The organism is Alteromonas sp. ABE4_545, assembly GCF_056161325.1.
This window is the reverse complement of record NZ_JBSWYY010000004.1, coordinates 175,757-202,279: the sequence shown is the minus strand read 5'-3', so window position 1 is coordinate 202,279 and position 26,523 is coordinate 175,757. Positions and strand designations below refer to the sequence as shown.

General features: G+C 45.5%; 27 protein-coding genes and 1 tRNA gene. 22 read left to right on the top strand and 6 right to left on the bottom strand.

The genetic code is table 11. The features are described from left to right. Positions 1–41: 41 nt before the first annotated feature. Together ACXAH6_RS06090 and ACXAH6_RS06085 are read right to left on the bottom strand one after the other, a co-directional pair. Positions 42–116: transfer RNA gene (locus ACXAH6_RS06090), tRNA-Arg, on the bottom strand. Positions 117–156: 40 nt separating this feature from the next. After that, the gene (locus ACXAH6_RS06085; RefSeq protein ID WP_474875750.1) at positions 157–1,266 is read right to left on the bottom strand and encodes a flagellar assembly protein T N-terminal domain-containing protein; all 1,110 of its coding nucleotides are present in this window, start codon (positions 1,264–1,266) and stop codon (positions 157–159) included. A 409-nt stretch (positions 1,267–1,675) separates the two neighbouring features. Between ACXAH6_RS06085 and ACXAH6_RS06080 the strand changes: the two genes are divergently transcribed. Continuing rightward, positions 1,676–2,149: an LPP20 family lipoprotein gene (locus ACXAH6_RS06080; protein ID WP_474875818.1), complete on the top strand. Its 474-nt coding sequence runs from the start codon at positions 1,676–1,678 to the stop codon at positions 2,147–2,149. Between the two features lie 66 nt (positions 2,150–2,215). Here the strand turns inward: ACXAH6_RS06080 and flgN are convergent, their stop codons facing one another. The 3 genes from flgN to flgA form a co-directional block, all read right to left on the bottom strand. Beyond that, positions 2,216–2,647, bottom strand: a complete 432-nt coding sequence (gene flgN / locus ACXAH6_RS06075) for a flagellar export chaperone FlgN (RefSeq protein ID WP_474875817.1) — start codon at positions 2,645–2,647, stop codon at positions 2,216–2,218. A 29-nt stretch (positions 2,648–2,676) separates the two neighbouring features. Then, a complete protein-coding gene (gene flgM / locus ACXAH6_RS06070) occupies positions 2,677–3,024 on the bottom strand; it encodes a flagellar biosynthesis anti-sigma factor FlgM (RefSeq protein ID WP_474875749.1) in 348 nt (115 codons plus the stop codon). 144 nt (positions 3,025–3,168) lie between these two features. After that, entirely contained in the window at positions 3,169–3,861 is a 693-nt protein-coding gene (flgA, locus tag ACXAH6_RS06065) for a flagellar basal body P-ring formation chaperone FlgA (RefSeq protein WP_474875748.1), read from the bottom strand. A 182-nt stretch (positions 3,862–4,043) separates the two neighbouring features. Here flgA and ACXAH6_RS06060 point away from each other — a divergent pair, with 182 nt between their 5' ends. From ACXAH6_RS06060 to flgL, 13 genes are all read left to right on the top strand, one after another. Further along, positions 4,044–4,970, top strand: a complete 927-nt coding sequence (locus ACXAH6_RS06060) for a chemotaxis protein CheV (RefSeq protein WP_474875747.1) — start codon at positions 4,044–4,046, stop codon at positions 4,968–4,970. Between the two features lie 17 nt (positions 4,971–4,987). Further along, the gene (locus tag ACXAH6_RS06055) at positions 4,988–5,818 is read left to right on the top strand and encodes a CheR family methyltransferase (RefSeq protein WP_474875746.1); all 831 of its coding nucleotides are present in this window, start codon (positions 4,988–4,990) and stop codon (positions 5,816–5,818) included. Between the two features lie 95 nt (positions 5,819–5,913). Then, positions 5,914–6,318: a flagellar basal body rod protein FlgB gene (gene flgB, locus ACXAH6_RS06050; RefSeq protein ID WP_474875745.1), complete on the top strand. Its 405-nt coding sequence runs from the start codon at positions 5,914–5,916 to the stop codon at positions 6,316–6,318. Further along, the gene (gene flgC, locus ACXAH6_RS06045; protein ID WP_474875744.1) at positions 6,315–6,737 is read left to right on the top strand and encodes a flagellar basal body rod protein FlgC; all 423 of its coding nucleotides are present in this window, start codon (positions 6,315–6,317) and stop codon (positions 6,735–6,737) included. The genes flgB and flgC overlap by 4 nt, the downstream gene beginning before the upstream one ends. 28 nt (positions 6,738–6,765) lie before the next feature. Beyond that, complete coding sequence (locus tag ACXAH6_RS06040) at positions 6,766–7,461, top strand: flagellar hook assembly protein FlgD (RefSeq protein WP_474875743.1); 696 nt, start codon at positions 6,766–6,768, stop codon at positions 7,459–7,461. 14 nt (positions 7,462–7,475) lie between these two features. Then, the gene (flgE, locus tag ACXAH6_RS06035; RefSeq protein ID WP_474875742.1) at positions 7,476–8,858 is read left to right on the top strand and encodes a flagellar hook protein FlgE; all 1,383 of its coding nucleotides are present in this window, start codon (positions 7,476–7,478) and stop codon (positions 8,856–8,858) included. A 142-nt stretch (positions 8,859–9,000) separates the two neighbouring features. Next, positions 9,001–9,747, top strand: a complete 747-nt coding sequence (gene flgF, locus ACXAH6_RS06030) for a flagellar basal-body rod protein FlgF (protein WP_474875741.1) — start codon at positions 9,001–9,003, stop codon at positions 9,745–9,747. Positions 9,748–9,787: 40 nt separating this feature from the next. Then, positions 9,788–10,576: a flagellar basal-body rod protein FlgG gene (gene flgG, locus ACXAH6_RS06025; protein WP_474875740.1), complete on the top strand. Its 789-nt coding sequence runs from the start codon at positions 9,788–9,790 to the stop codon at positions 10,574–10,576. Positions 10,577–10,587: 11 nt separating this feature from the next. After that, positions 10,588–11,268, top strand: coding sequence for a flagellar basal body L-ring protein FlgH (flgH, locus tag ACXAH6_RS06020; RefSeq protein WP_474875739.1), 681 nt, complete (start codon positions 10,588–10,590; stop codon positions 11,266–11,268). Positions 11,269–11,277: 9 nt separating this feature from the next. Continuing rightward, the gene (locus ACXAH6_RS06015) at positions 11,278–12,387 is read left to right on the top strand and encodes a flagellar basal body P-ring protein FlgI (RefSeq protein WP_474875738.1); all 1,110 of its coding nucleotides are present in this window, start codon (positions 11,278–11,280) and stop codon (positions 12,385–12,387) included. After that, entirely contained in the window at positions 12,387–13,328 is a 942-nt protein-coding gene (flgJ, locus tag ACXAH6_RS06010; RefSeq protein WP_474875737.1) for a flagellar assembly peptidoglycan hydrolase FlgJ, read from the top strand. The genes ACXAH6_RS06015 and flgJ overlap by 1 nt, the downstream gene beginning before the upstream one ends. Beyond that, entirely contained in the window at positions 13,325–15,445 is a 2,121-nt protein-coding gene (gene flgK / locus ACXAH6_RS06005; protein WP_474875736.1) for a flagellar hook-associated protein FlgK, read from the top strand. Before flgJ ends, flgK begins: the two co-directional genes overlap by 4 nt. Before the next feature lie 6 nt (positions 15,446–15,451). Next, positions 15,452–16,672 carry a flagellar hook-associated protein FlgL gene (flgL, locus tag ACXAH6_RS06000; protein ID WP_474875735.1) on the top strand — a complete coding sequence of 407 codons (1,221 nt, stop codon included), beginning with the start codon at positions 15,452–15,454 and terminating at the stop codon, positions 16,670–16,672. On the opposite strand, the gene ACXAH6_RS05995 is transcribed toward flgL, so the two are convergent. Further along, complete coding sequence (locus ACXAH6_RS05995) at positions 16,669–17,625, bottom strand: hypothetical protein (RefSeq protein ID WP_474875734.1); 957 nt, start codon at positions 17,623–17,625, stop codon at positions 16,669–16,671. The two genes, flgL and ACXAH6_RS05995, sit on opposite strands and share 4 nt — an antisense overlap. Positions 17,626–17,856: 231 nt before the next feature. On the opposite strand from ACXAH6_RS05995, the gene ACXAH6_RS05990 reads away from it, so the two are divergent. From ACXAH6_RS05990 to ACXAH6_RS05955, 8 genes are all read left to right on the top strand, one after another. Continuing rightward, positions 17,857–18,702, top strand: coding sequence for a flagellin N-terminal helical domain-containing protein (locus tag ACXAH6_RS05990; protein ID WP_474875733.1), 846 nt, complete (start codon positions 17,857–17,859; stop codon positions 18,700–18,702). 945 nt (positions 18,703–19,647) lie between these two features. Continuing rightward, on the top strand, positions 19,648–20,475 hold the full coding sequence (locus ACXAH6_RS05985; protein WP_474875732.1) for a flagellin N-terminal helical domain-containing protein: 828 nt from the start codon (positions 19,648–19,650) through the stop codon (positions 20,473–20,475). A gap of 503 nt (positions 20,476–20,978) precedes the next feature. Continuing rightward, positions 20,979–22,544 (top strand): glycosyltransferase family protein, encoded by a 1,566-nt coding sequence (locus tag ACXAH6_RS05980; protein WP_474875731.1) that lies wholly within the window; start codon positions 20,979–20,981, stop codon positions 22,542–22,544. A 372-nt stretch (positions 22,545–22,916) separates the two neighbouring features. Continuing rightward, the gene (locus ACXAH6_RS05975) at positions 22,917–23,756 is read left to right on the top strand and encodes a flagellin N-terminal helical domain-containing protein (protein WP_474875730.1); all 840 of its coding nucleotides are present in this window, start codon (positions 22,917–22,919) and stop codon (positions 23,754–23,756) included. A gap of 80 nt (positions 23,757–23,836) precedes the next feature. After that, positions 23,837–24,283: a flagellar protein FlaG gene (locus ACXAH6_RS05970; RefSeq protein ID WP_474875729.1), complete on the top strand. Its 447-nt coding sequence runs from the start codon at positions 23,837–23,839 to the stop codon at positions 24,281–24,283. A 14-nt stretch (positions 24,284–24,297) separates the two neighbouring features. Further along, positions 24,298–25,752 carry a flagellar filament capping protein FliD gene (gene fliD / locus ACXAH6_RS05965; RefSeq protein WP_474875728.1) on the top strand — a complete coding sequence of 485 codons (1,455 nt, stop codon included), beginning with the start codon at positions 24,298–24,300 and terminating at the stop codon, positions 25,750–25,752. A gap of 25 nt (positions 25,753–25,777) precedes the next feature. Then, positions 25,778–26,206, top strand: coding sequence for a flagellar export chaperone FliS (fliS, locus tag ACXAH6_RS05960; protein ID WP_474875727.1), 429 nt, complete (start codon positions 25,778–25,780; stop codon positions 26,204–26,206). Beyond that, positions 26,203–26,523: a hypothetical protein gene (locus tag ACXAH6_RS05955; RefSeq protein ID WP_474875726.1), complete on the top strand. Its 321-nt coding sequence runs from the start codon at positions 26,203–26,205 to the stop codon at positions 26,521–26,523. Before fliS ends, ACXAH6_RS05955 begins: the two co-directional genes overlap by 4 nt.

Below are 26,523 nucleotides of genomic sequence, written 5' to 3'. Positions count from 1 at the left end.
TTGTCTGATAACGGAAGGGGCTAATCGTCCCTTTTTGTATCTGGCGTCCCCACCAGGAGTCGAACCTAGATCTAAGCCTTAGGAGGGCCTTGTTTTATCCATTAAACTATAGGGACGAAGAATCCATTATAAGTACTTCATCGGAAAGGAAAAGCCCTATCGCTTAGCAACAAAATCATTTGCTTGAATATTCGCCAAGTAACTGCCGTCGACACTTTCAACGGTGGCGTTATCTACAAATGCCTCAACAACTTTAACTTTCACTGGAAACAATCGGTATTGCATGTGTTTTCGGTCTAAGTTATCGAAGAATTCTTCTACTTGGTAGAGTGACAGCGTATCTCCAGGAGAAATTCCATGCATACGCCCTAAAGACACATTTAGCTGGTTATTGCTGACCGCAAGTACACGGCCCGTCACGGGCTGACAGGCGAGCGTGTTGTCTACTTCATCCACGAGCGTAGCCAGTTCTTTACTGACGGCTTGTCCGTAATCAGTTCGCCAAAATTGTCGGCTAAATGGGTCCAGCTTAACAAAGCGGTCGTAATCCCAAGGCGCTTCAATATCGTAAGTTTTATCAAATACCCGAGCGCCATTTGCGCCATCAATAAGGCTAATGCTTAAACTAAACGTACGCATGGGCATGTCGTCTTTCCAAAACGCCAATGAGGCACTTTCTGGGCGATGAATACTTAAGTCATTGATAATACCCGTTAGTACGTATTGAGTTTGATATTGAGTCGCAAGCGCCGGCGCCTGATTTTGCACCGTGTAACTTTGCCATTGCGCAGCATAAGGGGCGATGGCACTAATCGCGCTGTATTGCGCGTGTTGCTGAAATAATTGGCGTAAGTGCTGAACACTAGCTTCACCTATAGCCTCTAAACTGCCTTCTTTGGCTTGTACAAAGTGTTCGATAGGGAAGTAAGTGGTAGCGAGGGTACGCAGGTTACCCGCTTGAGAACACTGCTGGGTTTTCGGAAAAATATCGGCGCGAATACTTACGGTAACGTAGTCGTCATGCCACCGTTCTGCAATTAGCTCTAGCTGGTTTACCTCACCTGAACTCGTAATTTCCAAGCCGTCTTTATCTAACAAGCCATTTGTTAAAGACTGCACACTGCGTATGGAGGCACCGGCGAAAATGAGGGCTTGCTTAATGGCTGCTTCGGTGGCTTGTTGCTTGGCTTGCATCTTATTGCCGTTGCGGATTTCAGCTTGCCCTTGAGTTTCAAACCAGGCGGCATGACTCTGCCAACTGATCATAAGGGAAAGGCAACAGCACACCGTTTTTACAACAGTGCTAGACAACAACTTTGAGCGTTTAGCAACTTGTGAACTAGCCTTAAACCACACCATTACAATCTCTACCTAATGTTGATGAATTCACTGAGTGTCAGCAGTCTGACAATATCGTTGAGCATGGTGTGGGAACTGCATTTTTTGTTCCACAAATACATGCAAGTGTAAAAGAAGCGTAAGGGTGGTGTGTTGCTGGCGCGTTTCTTGCTGACGGTACTATGCCAATACAAAAAAGATGGTTCTAAGTATATTTGATGACGGGTATATGCCAAAACGCACCGTTAGTTAAATAGATACCTATATAGGTCGCGCTTGTGTGCCATACTAGATTCAAATAGAGCACTATTAACGGGTAAGAGGTTAGCCTTAAATGATGAATATTCGCCAACGCATGGCAATGGGTGTCGTAGTCTTGACAGTGTTATTTCTGTCGGGGTGTACGAGCTTGTTTGATAAACACGTTGAATGGGAAACCGTTGAGCCAGAAACTTACCCTGTACTCCGTGCAGTCGGCTACGCCCCGATTGAAGCACAAAAAGGTGACAATGATACAGCCAAAACATTAATGGCTATGCGAGCGTCAAAGTTGGACGCGTATCGAGAACTCGCAGAGCAAGTTTATGGGCAGCGACTTAATGGTAACCAGTCGTTGGCTAATCTGGTGATGGACAACGCGCAGTTGCAATCGTCAGTAGAAGGGGTGATCCGCGGTGCTAGAGTGATAAAGTCTTATCCTGTTGGCGAGGACACATACGCTACTGAGCTAGAACTGGATATGCAAAAGGTTTACGATATTTACTTGACCAGTACTCGCCCTAAGCGAGTGAAGAACGTGCAGTACTATTAACGGTATCTCAATTGAAAAAACGGCGTCACTTCAATGACGCCGTTTTTATTATTCTGCCACGCGTTATTAAGCGCTGATACCTTTGCCAAGTAACCCGCCTCGCGTTTTACCTGACTTATCATAAGTGAGCGATTCTTTTGCTCTCAACTCAACCAAAAGGTTGCGAAGGTGCTGAAGTTTCAATTGGCCCTGTTCAACGGCTTTTTGATTAATCTCAGTTCTGAATTGGCATTGCTCCAATAACACTTTTGCCAATTCAATTTTATCCTGAGTCTCTTGAGGTAGTGCTTCGCCGCCCTCAGTCGCCTTTTTATAACTTCGAGCAATTACATCGTCGAGTCGCTCAATCTCGCTAAGGGTGTCTTTCTTTTCATCGAGTAACTTCATTAACGCTTCAGCGTCGCGAGAGCTAATAAGGTGCAACTCTTGTTCGAGCTGAACCTTTAACTTCTCTAGAAGTGCTATTTGATCTGAAATATCCTTAGTCAATACTTGCATAATTGCCATTATCTGCGCCTTACCTTAGGTTAAGCGCCGGACTTCGCTCCAAAAATTTCAGACTCCAGACGAGCAATTTTCTTCGCTAGAGACTGAGCGTCGACCTTATATTCGCCAGACTGAATGGCTTTTTTAAGTTTATCGACTTTTTCTTGATTAACAGGAGCATCAGCACTTTTCTTTTGTACTTGATTAAGTTGCTGCGCAGACTGAGTTAATGACACAGAGTCACTGCGAGGAACGCTCGCCGTAGCTGCTGCTTGCTTCGCCGCATCACCCTGTTGATTCACAGTTTGATTTTGGTTCTGCTGGTTATTCAGCTTTGTGTTATCTAACGGTGGTTTTGGCACACCGTTATTCACATTATTAATTGCCATGATTGGATTCCACTACCTTTAATTTACCTCGATCATTATATCGGCAAATCTGCGCATAACTTTAGTCGTAATTGCACATTTTTTATCTGCTATCACGACAGCCAAGGGTGTTGTGTTAACCCCCAAAGCGTAACACTAAGTTTATCATAAATTTACGATAACTTCCTCTGTACTTGCTACTTGCGCAATAATGCCTTTTTGAGAGTTAGTATTGGTCACCTTAATGGTATCGCCAATGACACCGTCTTGTTCTGCTATGCCGGAAGTTTTCACACGCATAGTCCCAGCCACAGCGCTAATTGTGATTCTGTCGCCTTTACAAACAAAGCACAACATATTTGCTTGTACGGGCTGGCCAGGCCGAACGCGATATTTTAATCTCGCGCCGACTAACGACTCAATGGTAGTGTACGGAGTGTGGCGTAAGCGGTTAACGTCAACTTCTGCCAGCGACAGGTTTTGGGCGCTCAAAACCGTATCGGGACTAATTGTCGAGCTGGTCACTACGATAGTTTGTGTTTTTGTGACTTTAGCAGACGCAAACAAAAACCAATCGTTACTATTACAACTTACTCGCACGGTTAAATACGACGAAGCCAGAGATTCCGGTGCACTGTGGAAGCTATATCCACCCGTACATTCGGGAATAACAATTCGACTATCAATCTGATTAACATCGACTACAATATTTACATCGTCATGAACGCCTTGTACTTCCTGTTGAAGATAGTCATGGACGCCTTGATAGATAGGCTCACGGGGATCCGAAGCATCAGCTTGAGCGAAACTGACACTGTGAATCATGTTAAAAACGACAAGCCAATAAAACGCTTTCATAGTATTTCTTTTTAAGAGATTAAATTTTTTCATGTTCACTTGTTATCATTTTGACTATGATTAAAAGTATCTTGATTGGGCAGGCTTTTTTCGCGCCGCCAGACTGTCGGATTATTGACAGTTCAGTTGAATAGTATTGGTAACGCAATGTTCATGCCCGGAATATTGAATAGAGGTGAAATATGTCTGGAATTCTTGATTCGGTTAACCAGCGAACCCAACTTGTTGGCCAAAACCGACTTGAGTTGTTGCTTTTTAGGCTTAATGGCCGTCAACGTTTCGGGATCAACGTGTTTAAAGTTCGGGAAGTGTTACAGTGCCCGCCACTGACCGCAATGCCGAGATTGAACCCGTTAGTAAGAGGTGTGGCTCATATTCGCGGCCAAACCATATCCGTTATTGACTTGAGCATGGCCACCGGCGGTCGCCGTATTGAAGACCTGTCGACGGCGTTCATTGTTATAGCCGAGTACAATCGCTCGGTACAAGGCTTTTTGGTTGGCGCTGTAGAGCGCATTATCAACACCAACTGGGATACCATCATGCCTCCCCCTCAGGGAACCGGGCGTGCTAGCTACCTTACCGCTGTTACCGAAGTTGAAAATGAGTTAGTTGAAATTCTGGATGTAGAGAAAATCCTCAACGAAATTTCACCATTGAATACCGATGTAAGTGACGAAGTTGCCTCTACTCTGAGTACGGAAGGCAGTGAAGGTAAAATTATCTTTATCGCTGACGATTCTGCCGTGGCACGTAATCAGGTTAAGAAAGCATTAACTACGATAGGTCTTGAAATTGAAATGGCTAAAAACGGTCTTGAGGCGTTGAACCGCCTGAAGCAAATAGCCGAAGAGACTGGCGATGTCACGGATAAAGTCGGTGTATTGGTCTCTGATATCGAGATGCCTGAAATGGACGGCTACACGTTAACGGCAGAGATTAAGAATACCCCTGAGTTACAAAAACTTCATGTTGTTCTGCATACCTCTTTGAGTGGTGTGTTTAACCAAGCGATGGTTAAGAAGGTAGGTGCTGATGACTTTATTGCCAAGTTCCACCCAGACGAACTGGCAACCGCTGTACAAAAATGGCTAAAGCCGACTGAATAGCAACGGAGTGATAGTCGTTGAAAAACAAAGAAGTGTCTCCAGATGCCTATCGAAAGTTTGGTCAATATCTGGAACAACAATGTGGAATAGTACTGGGCGACAACAAACAGTATTTGGTGCGTAGCCGACTCGGCGCATTATTGTATCAATATGATTTTGATGGCATAGATGCGCTTATTCACTCCGCAATTTCTGGTGGTAACAGGCAATTATTGCAACAAGTTATCGACGCGATGACAACAAACGAAACCCTGTGGTTTCGCGATGGTTATCCGTTTGAGCTATTGGTTAAAGACTTATTACCAAAGTTTGCCACCGCACGGCAAAAGGTAAGGATATGGAGTGCCGCTTGCTCTTCTGGTCAAGAGCCTTACTCCATAGCAATGAGTGTGCTTGAATATCAGCGAGCTAACCCGTCAGCATTGCGGTTTGGCGCTGAGATAATCGCCACCGATTTATCCAGTAACATGTTGTCGAAGTGCGCAGAAGGCGTCTACGATGAAATTTCACTTTCTCGTGGACTGTCAAAAGAACGTCAGGATAAATACTTCACGCCTCACAGCAACGGGCTTAAAATACTCAAGCCTGAGGTGAAAAGTATGGTGTCTTTTCGCAGTCTAAACCTTCTGCATAGCTACGCCAGCCTAGGCCGCTTCGACATTGTGTTCTGTCGCAATGTTCTCATTTACTTCGCGCCTGAGATCAAGCAGAAGATCCTGCAACAAATTGCCGGGCAATTGCAGCCTGACGGCATTTTGTTCCTTGGTGCATCAGAATCAGTGAGTAGTGCCGCTGATTTATTCAATATGGTTAAATGTAGCCCAGGCCTTTATTATCAAAAGAAGTAGCGGCATGATTGCCGCTACATTTCAAATATTCCCACCCTGTTAAAACAAATGGCATCAGTATTGCATTCTTCGGTTATCAAACGAGGAGTTTCAATATGGCTATTAATCTCGACAAGCTGACGGGTTTTCACCACAAAGCATTGCAGATCCGCACTCAAACCATGGAAGTGATTTCTGGCAATTTAGCTAACGCCAACACACCTGGATATAAGGCGCGAGCCATAGACTTTCAGAAAGCGATGCAAAAAGCACGCGTTACTGAAGGCGCAAACCTCACTCGAACGAATGAAAAACACATTGGCGGCGGTATAAAAAGCAGTGCTGATATAGGGTTTCGTATGCCAACCCAACCAGATACTGGTGACGGTAACACGGTTGAAGTACAAGCAGAGCGAAATGCCTTCCTTGAAAATGGCATGCGTTATCAAGCTGGTGTTGAGTTTTTAAATGGCAAAATTAAAGGCATGAAAAAAGCAATTAGCGGAGGTCAGGGCGCATGAGTTTATTTAATGTCATGGCAATTTCTAGTACGGGTATGGAAGCGGAAAGTGTTCGCTTGAATACTACCGCGAGTAACATTGCAAACGCGAACAGTGTGAGCAGTAGTTACGGCGAAACCTACCGTGCTCGTCATGCAGTGTTCTCCACTGCGCTGCAAGATGCTGCTAGTCAACAATCTGGCGCCGTGGGCGTGCAAGTTAAAGGTATTGTTGAAAGCCAGGCCCCACTGCAAATTGAATATGCCCCGAATAACCCGATGGCCGATGAAAACGGCTATATCTACAAGCCTAACGTGAATATCGTCGAAGAAATGGCAGATATGATGTCGGCTTCAAAAGCTTACGAGACTAATGTTCAGGTGGCCGACACAACTAAACGGATTTTCCGACGTGTATTGACCCTTGGTCAAGGCCAGTAAGCAAGTATAACAAGTTGAGGATTTTATCGTGAGTACCATCAATACCAATACCGGACTCAATAACGACTTGTACTGGCAAGAAGAGACCGTTGCCGTCGCAGATGGGTCTGAGCAGAAATTATCGCAGGAAGATTTTTTCTCTTTGCTAACTGAACAGTTATCAAACCAAGACCCCACTAAGCCGGTAGACAACGACCAAATGGTCGCGCAGATGACTCAGTTCAGTATGGCTGAAGGGATTTCAGATCTGAATGCCCAATTTGAAAGCTTTGCTAGCTCAATGACGTCTAATCAAGCTCTGCAAGCCTCGAGTTTAATTGGCCGAGACGTACTGGTTGAAAGCAACGTTGGTCATATGGCCGCCGAAGGCGATGGCGTGAAGGGCGTGATCGTCAATGACCAAACCGTCGAAAATATGCAAATTACCATCAGTGATGGTACGGGAGCGGTTGTTAAAGTGATTGATGCTGGCACACAAGGCGCTGGCAATATCGAATTTAGTTGGGACGGAAACGACAGTAGCGGCAATCCTATGCCGGCTGGAGACTATGTGATTTCTGCCTCTGCCCAAGCAAACGGCGAAGGGGTTGCCGTTCCGACTGCCATTTACCGCCATGTGGGTAGTGTAAGTTTGGCAAATAGTAATAGTTCAGATGGCATTATTTTGAACCTAGATGGTGATGCCAACATTAATCTCACCGATGTCATTCAAATTGGTGGATAACAGGAGAATTTAATATGTCTTTTAATATTGCGCTCAGTGGTGTATCCGCCGCACAAAAAGATCTCGACGTTACCGCTAACAACATTGCAAACGTCAATACCGTAGGCTTTAAAGAGTCTCGGGCAGAATTTGGTGATGTATATGCTGCATCTTTGTTAGCCGGTGGGGCGACAAAAGTAGGTGACGGGGTATTAACACAAACCGTTGCTCAGCAGTTTACTCAAGGTAGCTTGCAGTTTACTAACACAGCGCTTGATTTAGCGATTACTGGTAACGGCTTCTTTGCTACGGTACCTGAATTGAGCTCTCGTGATTTTTCTTATACGCGTTCCGGCCAATTTAAACTGGACTCTGACAACTATGTTGTCGACAGTACAGGTGCTCACCTAATGGGCTTCCCGGTAAACCCTGATGGTACGAGTTCATCGGTAGCGTTAAGTACCACTGAACCAGTGCGAATTCCTGACTCTTCGGGTGAGCCTCAAGCTACGTCCGAAGTTGACCTTCGCATGAACTTACCTGCGAATGATACTGCTCTGGATGTGGCTGACTTCGACCCTGATGACGCGTCAACCTATAACGCAGCAACGTCGGTCACCATTTATGACTCGTTGGGCGATAGCCATATCATGACGTATTACTTTGTTAAAGATGATGCAGTAGATAACGAATGGTACGTGATGACTGCCGTGGACGACCAATTGGTTGATCAAACGGATTCCACTGGTAACCCTACCACTCCAGGCGACACGGGTATTTATACCGCGGGTGCAAATACAGGGAACGATGTTACCGCGTCAAAACTGATTTTTGATGCATCGGGTGATTTCGTTGGTATCGAATCTCCAGATGGCGCTGCACAGACCGACTCGAAATTGACTACCGAAGAATTGGGTGCGGGTATTTTGACAAACGGCTCTGATTCGACTCAGCAGATCGCGATTGACTTCAATTTAAATACCACTGAAGCGGCAACAACAGAGCCAACGCAATATGCAGCTGACTTCGAAGTGACTTCCTTGGAGCAAGATGGTTTGCCTGTAGGTCGATTAACGGGAATTGAAATTGGTGCAGACGGTTTGGTAAGAGCGACCTTTTCTAACGGTACATCTGAGCCTATCGTTCGTGTGGCATTGGCGCGATTCTCTAATGAACAAGGTTTGACTCAGGAAAGCAATACTCGCTGGAAAGAGAGTATTTTGTCAGGCGAAGCACTAGCGGGTGAGGCAACGACCGGTACTTTTGGCGAAATCAACTCGTCGGCACTTGAACAAGCCAACGTTAACTTGACCACCGAGTTGATCGACATGATTATCGCTCAACGTAACTTCCAGGCGAACTCGCGAGCATTGGAAGTGAACAACCAGCTCAATCAGACTATTTTGAATATCCGATAAATAGTGCCATTCCCCAATTAGAGGCCGCTTCTGCGGCCTTTGTTTTATTTATAAACAAGGTTTACTTTCCTCTCTCTGTCTATCTTGGCATTACCCTTGCAGTCTTGAACGTTAAGTATTCATTTATCGTCAAAAGATCGTCATGGACAAATTACTCTACATCGCGACAAGTGGCGCCAAGCAAGACCTATTGGGCACTGCGTTGCGAGCTAACAATTTAGCCAACGCACAAACCACAGGCTTTAAAGCTCAGCTTGAACAGGCACGCGCCATGCCGGCATACGGCGAAGGCTTGCCGACTCGCGTATTTGCGATGACAGAGAGCCCAACCAACAACTATGAAGGTGGGGCTATGATCCAAACAGGACGAGATCTTGACGTTGCGATTCAAGGCGATGGCTGGTTTGCCGTTCAGGACGCACAAGGCGGTGAAGCCTATTCCCGCAATGGCAGCTTTCAAATCAGTGCCGATGGGGTACTAGAAGACTCTCATGGCAATCCGGTGATCGGCGATGGCGGTGGTCCTTTGTATCTGCCTCTACCACTCGAAAATTTAAACATCGCGGCTGACGGTACAGTGTCGGTTCGCCCACAAGGTGCACCAGAAACCATTTTGGAAGAAATCGGCCGGATTAAACTAGTTAAGCCTGAATATGCAGATATGGCACGGGGACGCGACGGTTTATTTCGCATGAATGACGGCACCAATGCTGCTGAAGATGAAACCGTGCGAGTGGCAACCGGCATGTTGGAAGGCTCGAATGTGAACGCGGTAGATGAAATGGTCAATATGATGAATTTACAACGGCACTATGAACTGCAAGTCAAAATGATGAAGCAGGCTGAAGAGCTTGATACTCGCGCCAATACCTTGTTGCGTATTATCTAATTTAAAAGTGGTCAGCGTAAGGCTGACAGAGGAGGTAACCATGCATCCAGCATTGTGGATCAGTAAAACAGGTTTAGATGCGGCACAAACCGATGTGTCTGTGGTATCGAACAACCTAGCCAACGCATCGACAGTTGGCTTTAAGAAAGATCGGGCCATCTTCGAAGATTTGCTGTATCAAAATATCAACCAACCCGGTGGCCGTTCTTCGGCTGATACTGAGTTACCGTCTGGTTTGATGTTAGGTGCAGGCTCTAAGGTCGTCGCTACGCAAAAAGCGCATACCCAAGGGAACATGCTCACCACTGATAACGCACTAGATATGATGATTCAGGGTGACGGCTTTTTTGAAATTTTGCGGCCAGATGGCACCATCGCATACACGCGAAATGGTCAGTTTACCCTTAACGATCAGGGCCAAATAGTAACGCCGGGTGCGGGCTTTTTGCTGCAACCTGAAATCACCATTCCCAATGATGCCCAACAAGTGACCGTGTCACAAGATGGCGAAGTGTCAGTTACAATTGCAGGTCAAGCAGATGCACAGGTGGTAGGGCAGCTGAACATTTCTAACTTTATTAACCCTGCAGGCTTACAACCTATTGGTCAGAATTTGTATGTGGAAAGTGCGGTGAGCGGTGACCCTCTACAGGGCGTACCTGGGTTAGAAGGTTTAGGCTCAATTGTGCAAGGTGCACTAGAAACTTCAAACGTTAACGTAACGGAAGAATTGGTTAACTTGATAGAGAGTCAACGCTTGTACGAAATGAACTCAAAAGTCATTTCTGCAGTTGACCAAATGCTTGGACAAGTTATTCAACAACTTTAGTGAGTAATGTGATGCGTGTATTTAGCCTTTTCATCGCGACAGCTATTTTATCGGGTTGTATGAGTACGCCACCAGAGCGTGCTCAAGCCGACGACCCTTTATTCGCGCCTGTCATTCCCGACATGCCTCGTGAAAAGATCGTTGAGGACGGCGGGTTATTTCGCCCCTTTATGGCAAATAGTTTGTATTCAGATGTGACAGCGCGCCGCGTAGGCGATTTGATCACGGTGAATTTGAGCGAAAATACCAATGCGTCAAAATCTGCTGGTACTTCAACGTCGAAAGACACGGCATTAGATATGCAACCTATTGTGGGCTTGGGAGGAAATAACCTGACTGTGAATAACCAGTCGGTACAGCTAGGGGTTTCTTCAAGCAACGCATTTACCGGTGATGCCCAGTCTAACCAAAGCAATAGTTTGTCAGGCAATATTTCTGTGACGGTAGTGAATGTACTTCCCAACCAGAACTTAGTGATCCGTGGTGAGAAGTGGCTTACGTTGAACAATGGCGATGAGTATATCCGCCTAACGGGTATTATTCGCCCTCAAGATATTAGCCCTGAGAATGAGATTGAATCTACCAAAATTGCGAATGCACGCATTCAATACAGCGGCACCGGCACTTTTGCTCGTGCGCAAGAAAAGGGGTGGTTGAATCGCTTTTTCTCGTCAGAGATATGGCCGTTCTAAGGAGTCATGATGAAGTTGTTCAGATTTACCTTACTGGTTTTATTAGCGCTTAGTCCGCTTTCTCAAGCGCAACGCATCAAAGACGTTGCGTCTATTCAAGGGGTACGTAGTAACCAGTTGATCGGTTATGGCTTAGTTGTGGGCTTACCCGGTACGGGTGAGCAAAGCCCGTTCACCGAGCAGAGTTTTAGAACCATGCTAAGCAATTTTGGCATTAGTTTAGACCCTAACACCAAACCTAAAATTAAGAACGTTGCAGCGGTAGCAGTACATGCTGATTTACCGCCATTTGTTAAGCCAGGGCAGTCCATTGATGTGACCGTGTCATCAATTGGTGAAGCGAGCAGCCTTCAAGGCGGTACGCTATTACAAACTTTTCTTAAAGGTGTTGATGGCAACGTTTATGCCGTTGCTCAAGGCAGTTTGGTGGTAAGCGGTTTTGGCGCTCAAGGTGCTGACGGCTCGCGAATTATCGCCAATACCCCAACGGTTGGGCGCATCGCTAATGGCGCATTGGTTGAGCGTGCAGTGGCAAGCGGTTTTGCAAATGGTGACAGCTTAACGCTTAATCTTCATTACCCTGACTTTTCTACCTCAAAAGCCTTGGCAGATGTCATTAATTCCAAGCTAGGCGCTCAACCAGAGAAAGGCTATGTCATTGCGACACCGATTGATGCCGCTTCGGTAAGGGTGTCTGCGCCACGTGATGCGGGTCAGCGCGTTGGATTTTTAGCGACCCTAGAGAATTTTGAGTTCACACCAGCAGAAGCGCCTGCGCGTGTTGTTGTGAACAGCCGTACCGGGACCATTGTTATCGGTAAAGATGTGCGTTTATTACCGGCGGCCATTACCCATGGCGGTTTGACGGTAACCATTTCCGAAAATCAGCAGGTATCTCAGCCGAATGCATTGGCTGGTGGCGATACAGCTGTGACAAGTCAATCTATCATTGATGTGAATTTAGCAGATAGTCGGATGTTTAAATTTGAACCCGGCGTTACGCTTGATCAGCTCGTGCGTGCGGTAAATGAAGTCGGCGCGGCCCCCGGTGATTTGATGGCTATTCTTGAAGCGCTTCGCCAAGCAGGCGCGTTGCAAGGCGAGTTGGTGGTGATCTAATGACTCCTGAATCGACGGCAACGCAATTGGAAATGGCCCGAAACGTACACGATTTGGGCAGTATTAATTCGATGCGTGAGGCAATGGCCTCAGGTGATCCCGAGGTATTAAAGGAAGCCGCTCAGCAATTTGAAGGGATTTTTGTTCAAATGATGTTGAAGTCGATGCGCAAAGCGCAAGACGCCCTCGCGGATGAAAATAGCCCATTTAACTCGCAGCAAATGCAGTTTTATCGCGATATGCACGACCAGCAACTCGCGACCGATTTATCTTCAAATGGTGGTTTGGGTCTCGCTGATATTATTATGCAGCAGCTTGGTCCTGGCACCGACGATAGCTTTACACCTGCATCGGTGCTTCGCAATAACGCGAATTTGTCTATGTCAGAACGTCAAGCTGTGCAGCAATCTCAACAGGCTGTGTTGAACACGACACCGGTTTTGCCTTCTGCCTACAAAGACGTTGCCTTTGACTCTCCCGAAACATTTGTAAAAACACTTTATCCTCATGCTCAACGAGCGGCCGAAAAACTTGGGGTACAGCCAGAAGCGATTATCGCCCAAGCCGCGTTGGAGACGGGGTGGGGTAAGCATGTGATTCATGATGGTAAAGGACAAAGCAGTCACAACCTTTTTGGTGTAAAAGCCAACAGCTCATGGGAAGGGCAGCAAGCTGTAGTTGATACCATTGAGTTTGATGGGAGCGTGGCGTCTAAACAAAAAGCGGCGTTTAGAAAATATGACTCAATAGGCGAAGCAGTAGACGACTACGTGAAGTTTATTCAAGAACAACCGCGATACGGAAAGGCGGTCGAAAACAGCCAGAACACCGAAGCGTATTTCAGAGAATTGCAAGACGCTGGTTATGCAACCGACCCTCAATATGCGAACAAGGTGTTATCTGTATTAGACGGCGACATGCTGCGTAGGTATTTACCATGATGAGAACGGTCGATCTTTTTACTATTGCATCTTCTGGTGTCAACGCGAGTAATAAGCTACTACAGACCACCAGTAACAACATCGCTAATGTCAATACCGAAGGTTATGTGCGCGAGCGTACTACGCTCGCAAACGGCCTGTTAGGAGGCGTAGGAGAAGCCACTACAGAGCGGGTGATTAATACCTTTGCGCAAAATCAAATGCGCCGAGATATTACACAAGTGGGGGAGTGGGAAACCTACTATGAAAAATCTCAAGCTATCGACAATTTACTGGCAAGTGAAGCCAACTCGCTATCAACCGGGTTAAGCGACTTTTTTGCGTCGCTACAAACCGCCGCTGATGATCCAACCGATTTAGCCTCGAGGAATTTGGTTTTAAGTGAAGGGCAAGGCATTCTTCGTCGAATGAATACCATGTCTACCTACTTAGAGAGTTTAGAAGAACAAACCAATCGCGAATTTGACTCGATGGTGAATAAAGCCAATGAACTGATCAAAAGCATTGGCACATTGAATCAATCGATCTTGGTTGCTCAGCAAGGTGAAGAGCCCACGACACTGTTGAATGAACGTGACAAGGCCATTAACGAATTGGCTGAGTTTATGGCAATTGATATTCGAGAAAGCAGCACGGGAACCGGCACTGTCACGGTGAGTTTGAGTACCGGTGAAGCACTCGTGTTAGACGATGGCTCATTCAATGTAATGGCGATGACTGGAGAAGCCGACGCCAGCGACCGTCAATTGACGTTAAAAACCAATTTTAATGGCAATAAACAAGATACAGAGATTTTCGTTGATGAAGCGCGGGTCGGGGGGGCGTTAGGTGGCTTGTTCAGTTTCCGAGATGATGTATTAGGGCCAACGCAACGAGACATTGGCCAGTTAGCGGTGTCGTTTGCCGATGCCGTTAATGAACAAAACAGCTTAGGTATGGACCTCGACTTCCAGATCGGAGGTGACATATTTACCCTACCCGAATTTGAAGCCGCGAATTACAATGACAATACGGCAACAGGTGGTGTCACGGGCCGAATCACTGCCGGTGATGGAGACGTGCTATCAGACGCAGATATTCGGGTTACCGTTGCTACAATTAATGGCGCTGGTCAGCCAACTTCTTTGACTGTTTCTCAAGTTAATTCAGACGGCACTATACGCAAAGATCCTGATGGCAATGATTTAACCACAACAATGGCTTATTCCCCCGGTGCTGGCTTTACCTCTACCGATATCGGTATAGATATCGATATTGATACCAGTGTGGCTTATGCTGTCGGCGATGCTTTCTTGTTTCAGCCGTTAAAGTCGATTGCGTCTGATATAACTATGGCGACGAATCGCGCTGAGGATCTCGCTTTTGCCTCTCCGGTGCGGGCTGAAGCTGAGTTGAGTAATGATGGCAGTGCCTACGTGTCAGGTACAAGTGTGAGTAATACCACGGTTTCAACCGGGGCAGATGGCTCTGCTTTTGACGGCGCACAAGGAATTCACGATAACACTAATTCGCCAAATAGCCCTGCGACTGGCGCGCCAGCAATGGTGGTGTTTACCTCAGCGAATGATTATGAATTACAGGATGCAGCAGGTAACACTATTGCGTCAGTAACTGGTGCAACCAGCCTGAATAACCTCATAGCACAAGCGAAACAGGACCCAAGCTGGCCGGCTAACTTTTCAGCGCCAACGGCAACGGATTACCCTGGTTATGATGTCAGTTTAGAAGGTATTCCCGCTGCCGGTGACACGTTTAATTTGGTTTATAATACGAATGGTGTTAGCGACAACACCAACGCTGTTGCTATGGCTGATCTTCAAGACGCAGGTACAGTTCAACTTAGTGACAATTCCAGTACCCAATTGCGTACCTTTCATGAAGCTTATTCGTCAATGGTAAGCCGAGTGGGGGAAGATACCAATGATTCTGATATTGCGTTACAAGCGGCACAAGCTATGCAAGAGCAATCAGAAACATGGTTTGATTCAGTTTCAGGCGTGAGTTTAGATGAGGAAGCGGCAAATTTGGTACGCTTCCAACAGTCTTATGCTGCTTCAGCGCGGATATTATCTGCCGCTCAGGAACTGTTTGATACTATATTGGCGGCAGCTAGGTAGTAAGAGATGAGAATTTCAACGAATCAGTTATACGATCAAAATATCCGCGGCATCATGGAGAACCAAAGTGGGTTGGCCAATGTGCAAGAGCAATTGTCGTCGGGCAAGAAACTGAATCGCCCTTCGGATGATCCCGTTGGGGCTGCAGAAGTTATTCGGTTAACTGAAGAGTTGGATAAAATCACTCAATATCAACGCAACAACGACTTAGTGACCGGCTCTTTAGAGCAGCAAGAAGCGGTATTGTCGAATGTGACGAATTCGGCTAATCGCGCTCGCGTTTTAGTATTGCAAGCTGGCTCTGGTATTAACAGTGATGCTGATCGCCAAGCGTTGGCAGAAGAAATTGCTCAGATCCGTGATGAAGTACTTGATCTGATGAATAGCAAAACCTCCAATGGCGACTATATGTTCGCCGGCTATCAGTCAGAACTCGAACCATTTGTGTTTAATCAAGGCGCAACAGGTGATCAGGTGTCTTTTCAGGGCGACAACGGCACGCGCAATGTGAAACTGTCTGACAGTGTGTCGGTGCGCAGTAATGCATCTGGGTTAGATGTATTTGAAAATGTTGAAGCGCGTAAAAACTTCACTGTAACCGGCTCAACCGGCATGACGGTGAATGATGCTTATGTGTCTGATCAAAGTTCTTTTGACCGTTTTCATGATGACGGTAATACATCGAGTACCTATGAGCTAGAGATTCTACCCTCAGGACAAATGCAGATTTCAGATATTATTTCGCCTGGGGTCACCAATGTCTTGGCCACCGTCGATTTTACCAGCGGTACTCCATTTACCTATCGCGGGATCGAATTTGATGTAGAGGGAAGTGTCGGCGACACGATGCAGTTTCAATTTGATGCAACGGAAAAAGACAACTTAGCCCAAACGCTGCACAGTGCTTTTGTCGCGCTTAGCAATGACGATTTAACCGAAGAAGAATTAAGAGAAACACTGAATGACGCGCTGGTTGGTATTGATAACAGTATGGCCAGTGTATCAAAAGAAGTCTCGTCGATTGGTGCCAGACTTAATGTTGCTGAATCGGTTTACGAAACCAATCTCGATTTAGAAATTGCCGCTAAAGATGCTCGCTCATCGATTGAAGATGTGGATTATGCAGAGGCGTCAGCAGAATTTGCTAAACAGGAAACCGCCTTATCGGCCGCGCTGACGACGTTTCCTAAGTTGGCTAACTTATCTTTATTCGATTATATCGGCTAATTTACGCACACAGCTATTTTCGCCAAATATACGTCAGTTTGCTCTTCTTGATGAGAAGAGTAATACGACAAGTAGAGCGTATCATCCATCAATACCATACCTGGGTAGCCATTATCCCCCTCGCTAGGTAGGGTAAGTAAAGGTATTAACTTAGTCTTTTCAAGATCAAACGCCCAGACATGGGTGTTGTATTCATCATTGACGTTGGCTCTGCCAGCAACCAATATCAACTGATTAAAGTCTTCTGTGATATGTGAAAGTGGGCAAGTGGCTGGCCCGCCAATGTATTCTTTTATGTCTTGCCACTGCCATTTTTTATAGGGGGGAGACGCATGACCGAACTGGGAAGAGCCAGTGTCAGCATCTCGTCGAACAATGGCAAAGCATTGATTGTTGACGAACCATATTGCGCTCTCATTAGGATAGCCTAAGCCGTGAGTCTCCAGAGAAAGGGCGTCTTTTTGATAGACGTTAATTTTATCTCGCAAATTTGAGCCCCAAAATGCAAGACGATTTTCGCTTCGACGATAAGCAAAACCAAATGCTTGATCGCCATGCCATACAGGGTGCCATAACCACCAATAGTCTTGACCAAAGCGATTAGGCTGCGGCGGAAGTGCGTGAAGGTCGCCAATCCAACTACACATTCTGTTGGTTTCCCCGTCAATGTAGGATTTCGCATACGCGGTGACACAAAGCGCGTTATCTGGCGTGATCATCAACTTGGGATCACGCAGATCATAGCCATTCAAAGCCAGTTCGACTCTTGCCAATTCACTGCCATCTAATGAAAGTTGTAGCAATATTACTTTACCTGCGGGGCTGACATGGCTTTCAGCTTCGCGAAACGCGCATAGCAAAGTGTTATTTTCCCATTGAATGAGGTCGGTAAATGCGCTGTGCTGTGTGCATCGTGTTACGCGGGTTAATGATAAAAGATCGAGCTTGATCATACATTAAGGCCTGGATTTGCTCTGCTGGTGGAGGACTCGATTATGCCTACCGATCGCGGTTAGAAAAAGTTTTTTGAAATTTTATTAAAGGGAATTTTTGAAATGTCGATAAAGAATCTGAGAGAGCCAGTTCATCAATTACCCCTCAGGTGTTGATGACTACTATTAGTAATCGCCGGTAGGTAAATCGGCAGCCAGTGAAAACTGGACTGAGAGTGTAGGAGAGACAATATGTCTTTGTACGTCAATACCAATGTATCTTCATTAAATGCACAACGCCAGCTTTTTGATTCTGGCAATGCGTTGAGCACATCTTTTGAACGTTTATCTTCAGGTTTCCGCATTAACCGTGCATCAGACGATGCGGCCGGTTTGCAGATCACTGATCGTATGACTTCACAAATCCAAGGTTTGAACCAAGCTGTAAGAAACGCTAATGATGCGATTTCTTTGACTCAAACCATTGAAGGCTCGCTAGACGAGACAACTACTGCGTTGCAGCGTATTCGTCAGCTAGCTATCCAGTCACAAAACGGTATTAACTCGTCTTCTGACCGCTTAGCGCTACAAAAAGAAGTGTCAGCCCTTAAAACTGAGATTACACGTATTTCTACTGATTCTCAGTTTAACGGTGTAGACATTCTAACAGGTGGTTTTTCTGCGGTATTCCTAGTCGGTGCGAATGCGGGCCAGACTATCTCTGTGAATATGTCTGCAAACAAACGCTTGAACGGCTTAGACGGCTTTAGCGCTAAAGGCTTGGGCCTAGATAACGATGCGTCAGTAGCGACTGCTGCTAAGGCGTCTAGCTTGCTTTCTAAAGTTGACACAGCGATCTCTGCCATTGGTGGCGCGCGTGCTGACCTTGGTGCATTATCAAACCGTTTCCAATCTACTATTCGTAACTTGAGCAGTATCGCTGAGAATGTGTCTGCTGCGAAATCTCGTATCAAAGATACCGATTTTGCTACAGAAACAGCGAACCTGACTCGTAACCAGATTATCCAGCAGGCAAGTACTACAGTATTGTCTCAGGCTAATCAGCGTCCTCAGGCTGCACTACAGCTACTAGGATAAGATCCAAAGTCCGGGTGAATGAAGCCAGGAGGTAGTGACCACTTCGTCTATCCCGATGTATTGGAGTCCGCTCAAACTCTCCTAACATAGAGCGAAAGTTAGCCGGGTGTTTCACCCGGCATTTTCGTAACCTATTGTTTATAAATAAATTTATAAATTTAGTAAAAAAATGCTAAAGGATTTCTCCTGCCTGCACGATAACTATTACAAAGGCAGTGCAAACCAATAAAAATAATCAAACACTGCATAAAGCCAACGTAACAAATAACAATAATAAGCGTGGCAATAATAAGAGACGACAACGTCTTTAATAAAAAATCGTTAGGAGAAATTCATGACTGTATTCACATTGAGAGGTGGTTGCCAGAGTTAACACTCAGCGGCAATGACGTGCCTCTGACATGCAAGTTGCGACCGCAAATTGGATGTCTACTTCCGCACTTTGAGAGAATGATGTCGTATTGAAAAATACGAACGTGGATTCTTGCGCTCAAAATGTGTGTAAGTACTTACTATATGAAATGGTCTCTACCTAAAGATTTATGACGTAATCAAAAGTCTCAGCGTACTGAGTACGGTAACCGAATATGCGCTTGTGGTGATAAGCGGCAAGCAAACAGTTTTAAGTTGAGAGACTACGTGATGGAAGCGAACTTCAAAGGATTGAAGGGATTTTGTTGATGGATTTGAGGCTGCCGACTGACAGGAATGAAGCCAGGAGGTAGTGAGAGGTATGAGGTCTGAAACTTCATACCTGTCCGTCAGCAAGACGCTCGGGCTAGTGAGGCTCAAGCGGCTTTACAGGCTAGGCCTGATAAAGCGTCAGTAAATTAACACTGACGTTTAATATCTAGCATAACCTGTGCCAATGCGTAATTTTGAAAAGTAACCAGCGCAAAATATTAATAAAAACAGCGCATTTGTTTAAATAGTTAGGAGAGACCCATGAGTCTATATGTTAATACCAACGTTTCGGCGTTAAATGCACAACGTCAATTATTCAACTCTAGCAACACCCTAGATACCGCCTTTGAGCGTTTGTCATCGGGTTTCCGCATTAACTCTGCTGCAGACGATGCCGCAGGTTTGCAAATCACAGACCGTATGACTACTCAGGTCATGGGTTTAGACCAAGCTGTTCGTAACGCCAATGATGGTATTTCTCTCGCTCAAACTGCTGAGGGCGCACTGGCTGAAACAACAACAGCACTACAACGTATTCGTCAACTAGCAATTCAGTCTCAGAATGGTATCAACTCTTCTTCAGACCGTTTGGCACTGCAAAAAGAAGTATCGGCATTAAAAACAGAGATTTCTCGTATTGCAGCTACTACACAGTTCGCGGGTGTAGACATTTTGAAAGGTGACTATGCGTCTAACTTCTTGGTTGGCGCGAATGCGGGACAAACCATTCAGGTTAATATTTCTCGCTCTGGTGGCTATGGTTTCTCAGGATTAACAAATGGTAATGCATTGTCAGTAGAAACGACTGGTGGCGCATCAGCAGCACTGGGTGTACTCGATACGGCTATTTCTGTTATCGGTGCGAAACGCGCAGATTTGGGTGCTATTCAAAACCGTTTCCAATCTACCATTCGTAACTTGAGCAATATTTCAGAAAACGTATCAGCAGCGAAATCACGGATTAAAGATACTGATTTTGCTAAAGAAACGGCTGAATTAACTCGTACGCAGATTATCCAGCAAGCGAGTACAACAATACTTTCACAAGCGAACCAGCGTCCTCAGGCCGCATTGAGTCTGCTACAATAAGACTAAGCGGTTACGCTGAGTTGGCCTTAAAGAATTAAAATAGAGGGTAGGAATTGAGAGGCCAACCCCAAGCCAAGGAAGGCGGCCCTAAGGGCCACCTATTGAAGAAAACGCCGACTAACAGGACTGAGAGTGTAGAAGTTTGGTTGAGAGGCCAGTATTTATCTACTATCCTGCCAGTCGACAGAAACCGAATTTGCTCAATCTCCTAACGTGAGCAAGTTGGCCGGGTCATTTATTGGCTCGGCCTTTTTTATTGTTTTTCCAAGCCATGCCGACAACTGCATAATTCTATATGCCAACTCCGTGCCAAGTTTTTTTTGACGCTTAATATTTCGTATTCTCACTCTATTTTATAACAGCTAAGTTACTTGGCATAGGCATTGCCAGTTATCTAATTAATACGATCAATAAATACAACCGGTAATGACAGTGCAAAGTGAAGTGTGTATTGCTTTGTATCTACAACTAGGGCGCTTGCTCAGTATGTTAGGGAGAGAAATGTGGCGACAATGACGGGGCAAATAAAAGCGGCGCTAGATGCAATATTTAGTGTAGGGGCTATTAATGAGAAAGACCGCCCGCTATTGAAAGCGATTCAACAAGAAATTCACGGCATGGATTTGCCTGTTAAGCGGCAACTCGCTGACGATTTATTGGCGCATCCTTTGCCGAGTGACAATGGTGTGGCGCTTCATTTCTTCTTATATGACTGTTTTTTTGACTTACGCTTTTTGGAATGTGCATGCAAAGCGCAGGGAAATATCACGCGCACGACAATATTTAACGAGTTTTTTTGGAATATTTCGCAGAGAACATTTACCAATAAAGCCAATAGCCCTGTTATCGCTGATTATTTGCGAACCCAATTTACCGCAGTGTCTTCGTCACTCCAGGCCTTTCTTCAACACCGCGGGTTAGTGAAAAAGCGAAAAGTGTCCAAGATTAAACGCATTGCTATTTTAAGCCCACAATTGCTGGGTATGCATCACTCACCAACCAGAGAGGCGTTTAATATTGCTCTTCATTTACAAGAGTTTCACCAATGCGAGAGCTTTGTTTTCAATACGAATGGCATGAATGCTAAAGGTATCAATCAGTTAGGCTTAGCGTCGAGCAGTGAGTTTCAGGTCAATCCCGATTTTCAACAGTTTCAAAAACTGGCCGTGAAGTACATGGGTTTTGATACAAAGGTTAACATCATGAGTTTTGCCGCGGGCGAAATGAATACTCAAAAGGTGGCGCAAATAGCGGATTGTCTCAACCAATTTGATATCGATGCAATCATATCTCATGGTGAAAATTTATTAGTGATGGACGCACTATATGGGTCTAGGCCTTCTCTGTTTGCCACAACAGGCAGCGTTGTGCCGTATCAACATTGTGATGCTTATTTTGTTCCCGCAGACCTAATGAGTGCGCGCACTCAAGCAATGGCCGAACAGTATGGACATAGTAATTTTATGTCAGAAAGTATGCTGGTGACACCTGAGGGCATTGCCGAAAAACAGGAAGAACGCGCTACATTTGGCATTCAACAGGATGACTTTGTATATCTGGTTGTCGGTACTCGCCTTGAATATGAATTGTGTGATGATTTTGTTGCGACTTGCGAGGCGTTACTGAAAGACTCAACCAGCAAGATAATTTTTGCCGGCAGTGAAAAACTAGAATTATCTAATCATTTTTCTGAGGAAGTGGTGTCACGTGGGCAAGTACAAAATATTGGCTTCCACCAGAATATTGCTGGCGTGTGTGCTATGTGTGACGCCTATTTAAACCCCAAGCGCTTGGGGGGCGGGACCAGTGCTCAAACTGCGATCATCAATGGCTTGCCGGTAATCTCGCACGACTATGGTCATATCAGTGTTGTGTTACCGAGTGAGTATCGGTACCAAGATTGGGCCAACTATCAAGCCGCCGCGATGGCGATAAGAGAGCGATCGGATGTGAAAAACGCCATGCAAGGGCGTCAACGTACTTATTATACCGAAAACTCGGATGCAAAAGGGCAGATTGCTAGAATGTACGACAAGCTTTGTGAGGTATCGTCACATTACAAAAGTTAGTTTTGCATTCTGCATTAACTTTTTTTCTCCCAATACACGCTGATCTCTCCGGTTTTTCTCTTTTAACGCGCGACTTATTCTCGCGCGTTAGCGCTTTACCCCCCTCTTTTTCAAAAAAATTCAAAAAAATAATTATTTAAAATCAGCGGCTTACCGTTTTATTTAAATTTTTTAATAAAAAAAGCTAAAGAAGATCAAGTTAGCGCCGATAGCTATAGTTGAGGGGTAATTTAATTACTGGCGATAACTCCTAATTCAGGGTTATCAAATTGAGGTGGTTTAGCAGGAGTAGTGACCCGCTGAATCAGGTACGGAAGGTTACATCAACGTTGCAGTATAGCATAACGTTGGCGTGATCCCAGGAGGTATACAATGAGTTTATATGTAAATACAAACGTCTCGGCCCTGAATGCACAGCGTCAATTGTTCGATGTTGGTGAGCGGTTGAGTACTTCTTTTGAACGCCTATCTTCAGGTTTTCGCATCAACAGTGCCGCAGATGATGCCGCAGGTTTGCAGATTGCTGACCGCGTAACATCTCAAATCCAAGGTCTAAACCAAGCTGTTCGTAACGCGAACGACGCGATCTCTCTTGCGCAAACAGCAGAAGGTGCTTTGGACGAAACAACAACGGCGCTTCAACGTATTCGTCAGCTTGCTGTTCAATCGCAGAATGGTATTAACTCTTCATCTGACCGCTTAGCGCTTCAGAAAGAAGTATCAGCACTGAAAAGTGAAATTACGCGTATCGCAACTGACACAGAGTTTAACGGTGTCAAACTACTTGACGCGAAGTTTTCAGCTGCGTTCCTAGTTGGTGCTAATGCGGGTCAAACAATTTCAGTTAACTTGTCTTCAGCTAAATTGAACGGCGTTGATAGCTTTAGCTCAGCGGGTCTTAGCTTGACAGATTTGTCAGTAAAATCAGCAACAAAAGCATCATCTGCATTGTCTACGCTGGATACGGCTATCTCTGCAATTGGTGGTATTCGCGCTGACTTGGGTGCGCTTCAAAACCGCTTCCAGTCAACTATTCGTAACTTGTCTAGCATGACAGAAAACTTGTCAGCTGCACGTTCACGAATTCAAGATACTGACTTTGCCGCAGAAACGGCTGAATTGACACGTAACCAGATCGTACAACAGGCGTCGGTTTCAGTGTTAAGTCAGGCTAATCAGCGCCCACAAACTGCATTGTCATTATTAGGATAGTCTATACTATCACTTATAAGTAGAGTAAAACGGGCGCTGTGTATGCAGGCCCGTTTTGTTGCTTGTAAAAGGGGGTTATTGTGGAAATTTTAAGTACGCAAGTTGGCCAAGGTTTTGCTAGTAATTCTGGCAGCGCCGTCGCGCCACAAAATACCGAACGCAATACTGAAAAAACTGATGGTGATCAACCGGGTTTATCTGTCGTTGAAACGGAGAAAAGAGTACAAAACTCCGCTCAAGTTGAGCAAGAAATGGCCGATAACCAAAATAATGGTGGTTCGCAAGAACGCGATGTTGAACAAGCGGTAGAAGAAGTACAAAGCTTCCTGCAAGTACAAAATCGCAATTTGGCGTTCTCTATCGACGAAGATACGCGACGTTCCGTGGTGACAGTGAAAGACACCGAGTCAGGTGATGTTATTCGCCAGATTCCATCAGATGAAGTACTGCGCTTAGCAGAGCGCATCAAAGAGCTTCAGGAAGATGTAGGTAGTAGCGTGGGAGTGCTGTTAAATAACCAAGTGTAGTGAGGTAAGCATTTATGACTATTCAATCGTTAGGTGTTGGTTCAGGGCTTGCGCTTGATGATCTCGTCACGCAATTGCTTGATGCCGAGCGCACCCCCAAACAAGAAGCACTGACCGCGCGAGAAGAGGCGAATGAAGCTGAAATTTCGGCGTTAGGGCAAATCAAATCCACATTGTCATCTTTTAAAGATGCACTCGATGACCTGCGCAGTGACGTCGACATCAATGGCCGTGAACCCACGGTATCCAACCCCAATGAAGATGAAGAAATTTTAACGGCTGATGCGTCGAGTAGTGCGTTGCGCGGTAGCTATGAAATTGCAGTGACATCTTTGGCAACAGGAAGTCGCATCGAGACTGCCACCGCTGAAGATGGCGGTTTTTCGTCGTCGGATGATGCGGTATTGAATACTGGCTCAGGGGCTGGGTCACTTACTTTCCAAATAGACGGCACCGGTGACACCTTCACGATTAATATCGCTGAAGGTACAACGTTAGCCCAATTGCGTGAGCAAATTAATAGCGACGACAACAACTTCGGCGTAACCGCCAATATCATTGATACCGGCACGGCTGATGGCGGTGCTATTTTGGTATTCAGTTCTGAAGTGGCAGGCTCGGGCAACGACCTAAAAATTGTTAACGACAACGATATTGCTGATCTTGATCGTCTTTCAACGGTAAGTTCTGATGGCTTGTCGAGTTACTTGTCGGCGTCGGCCGCGACCAACGCGGTAGCAACTATTGACGGTATTGAAGTACAAAGTTCGAGCAACGAATTCGAAAATACCATTCAAAACGTATCTTTTACTGCAGAAAAACTTTCTCCGACCGATACAGATGGAAACTTTCTGGCATCGACACTGAATATTGGTTACGACAAAGAAGGGTTAGAAGAAAAAATCCGCAAATTTGTTGAAACCTACAACGGTGTTATCGACGAGATCAATACGCTGACACGTTACGGTGAATCTGAACTCGAAGACGACGGCGCCTTAGCCGGCGATTCAATGATTCGCTCAATCCAGAACGGCATGGCAACGCTGGTGGGTGGTAATGTAAGTTCATCGGCGTTAGGTGGACTTTTCCAAATCGGTATTGAGATCGACAGTGATGGCAAGTTAGAGATTGGTTCAACTGATATTGGACTGGGCAGTGGTGAAGAGCGTTTAGAAGACGCACTCGACGACTATTTTGACGATATTGCAACTCTCTTTACTGATGAAGATGAAGGGATAGCGACAGTATTGTATGACTTTGTGAATTCGTACTCACGTTCTGGTGGTATGTTGGCGTTGCGTGAAACGGCAGCCAAAGAAGAGCGAGATGAAATATACGATGACTGGGAGCGCTTAGAGCTTCGTATGTCGAATTATGAAGAAGTTTTGCGAGCAAAATACACGAGCCTTGACCAAACGGTTGCCGGTTTGCAATCAACAGGTACAGCGTTGCTAGCAGCGCTAGGTTAATAAAGATAAGTAAAGAGGAATCGGTATGGCTTTAACCGGTATTAATGCCTATAAAAAAGGTAATTTGAAGCAGGATATTGCAACCGCAGATCCGCACAAGATTACGTTGCTGTTAATGCAGGGAGCACTTGACCGGTTGGCATATGCAAAAGGCGCAATGGAACGCAAAGAATATGCGGCGAAAAGTGAGTATTTGTCTCGTGTGTCAGCGATCCTCATTAACTTGCGTGACACCTTAGATATGGAAGCAGGTGGTGAGATTGCAGAAAACCTTTTTGCATTGTACAACTACATGCTCGAGCGCGTAACAGAGGCCCACGTGAGTAATAACTTGCAGTTATTAGATGAAATCATTAGCCTGTTAACACCAATTCGTGACGCGTGGGTACAAATTCCTGAGGCAGCAAAACAGGAAGCGTATGAAATGCAGCGTCAAAAACAGCAAGCCATTTGAACGCAGACGACTTAAAACACGCATTTACAACACCTGAATTAGAGCGAGTGAATTTGTCACTCGCTCAGCTTTTGAATGACACTTCCTCTACAGAACCTTCTCATTTCGAACGTATCAATGAATTAACTCAGCTTCGAGAATCAATCGTCAAAGAACTGTTGTCTACTCTAGATGACGAAAATCGAAAGCAATTTGCACAAGAAGAATACAAAGTAAATCAAAAGCTTTCCGAAGTGGCGCAGTCTTTGCTATCTTCAACTAAAGACGACATGGTACGTTTCGTTCGCAGTCAAAAAGCGGTCAAAAAGTATAAATAA

Excerpts from the sequence above, each read along its gene's own strand:
- ACXAH6_RS06085 (WP_474875750.1), bottom strand. The coding sequence starts at position 1,266 with ATGATCAGTTGGCAGAGTCATGCCGCCTGGTTTGAAACTCAAGGGCAA.
- ACXAH6_RS06080 (WP_474875818.1), top strand. The coding sequence starts at position 1,676 with ATGAATATTCGCCAACGCATGGCAATGGGTGTCGTAGTCTTGACAGTG.
- flgN (WP_474875817.1), bottom strand. The coding sequence starts at position 2,647 with ATGCAAGTATTGACTAAGGATATTTCAGATCAAATAGCACTTCTAGAG.
- flgM (WP_474875749.1), bottom strand. The coding sequence starts at position 3,024 with ATGGCAATTAATAATGTGAATAACGGTGTGCCAAAACCACCGTTAGAT.
- flgA (WP_474875748.1), bottom strand. The coding sequence starts at position 3,861 with ATGAAAGCGTTTTATTGGCTTGTCGTTTTTAACATGATTCACAGTGTC.
- ACXAH6_RS06060 (WP_474875747.1), top strand. The coding sequence starts at position 4,044 with ATGTCTGGAATTCTTGATTCGGTTAACCAGCGAACCCAACTTGTTGGC.
- flgB (WP_474875745.1), top strand. The coding sequence starts at position 5,914 with ATGGCTATTAATCTCGACAAGCTGACGGGTTTTCACCACAAAGCATTG.
- flgC (WP_474875744.1), top strand. The coding sequence starts at position 6,315 with ATGAGTTTATTTAATGTCATGGCAATTTCTAGTACGGGTATGGAAGCG.
- flgE (WP_474875742.1), top strand. The coding sequence starts at position 7,476 with ATGTCTTTTAATATTGCGCTCAGTGGTGTATCCGCCGCACAAAAAGAT.
- flgF (WP_474875741.1), top strand. The coding sequence starts at position 9,001 with ATGGACAAATTACTCTACATCGCGACAAGTGGCGCCAAGCAAGACCTA.
- flgG (WP_474875740.1), top strand. The coding sequence starts at position 9,788 with ATGCATCCAGCATTGTGGATCAGTAAAACAGGTTTAGATGCGGCACAA.
- flgH (WP_474875739.1), top strand. The coding sequence starts at position 10,588 with ATGCGTGTATTTAGCCTTTTCATCGCGACAGCTATTTTATCGGGTTGT.
- ACXAH6_RS06015 (WP_474875738.1), top strand. The coding sequence starts at position 11,278 with ATGAAGTTGTTCAGATTTACCTTACTGGTTTTATTAGCGCTTAGTCCG.
- flgJ (WP_474875737.1), top strand. The coding sequence starts at position 12,387 with ATGACTCCTGAATCGACGGCAACGCAATTGGAAATGGCCCGAAACGTA.
- flgK (WP_474875736.1), top strand. The coding sequence starts at position 13,325 with ATGATGAGAACGGTCGATCTTTTTACTATTGCATCTTCTGGTGTCAAC.
- flgL (WP_474875735.1), top strand. The coding sequence starts at position 15,452 with ATGAGAATTTCAACGAATCAGTTATACGATCAAAATATCCGCGGCATC.
- ACXAH6_RS05995 (WP_474875734.1), bottom strand. The coding sequence starts at position 17,625 with ATGATCAAGCTCGATCTTTTATCATTAACCCGCGTAACACGATGCACA.
- ACXAH6_RS05990 (WP_474875733.1), top strand. The coding sequence starts at position 17,857 with ATGTCTTTGTACGTCAATACCAATGTATCTTCATTAAATGCACAACGC.
- ACXAH6_RS05985 (WP_474875732.1), top strand. The coding sequence starts at position 19,648 with ATGAGTCTATATGTTAATACCAACGTTTCGGCGTTAAATGCACAACGT.
- ACXAH6_RS05975 (WP_474875730.1), top strand. The coding sequence starts at position 22,917 with ATGAGTTTATATGTAAATACAAACGTCTCGGCCCTGAATGCACAGCGT.
- fliD (WP_474875728.1), top strand. The coding sequence starts at position 24,298 with ATGACTATTCAATCGTTAGGTGTTGGTTCAGGGCTTGCGCTTGATGAT.
- fliS (WP_474875727.1), top strand. The coding sequence starts at position 25,778 with ATGGCTTTAACCGGTATTAATGCCTATAAAAAAGGTAATTTGAAGCAG.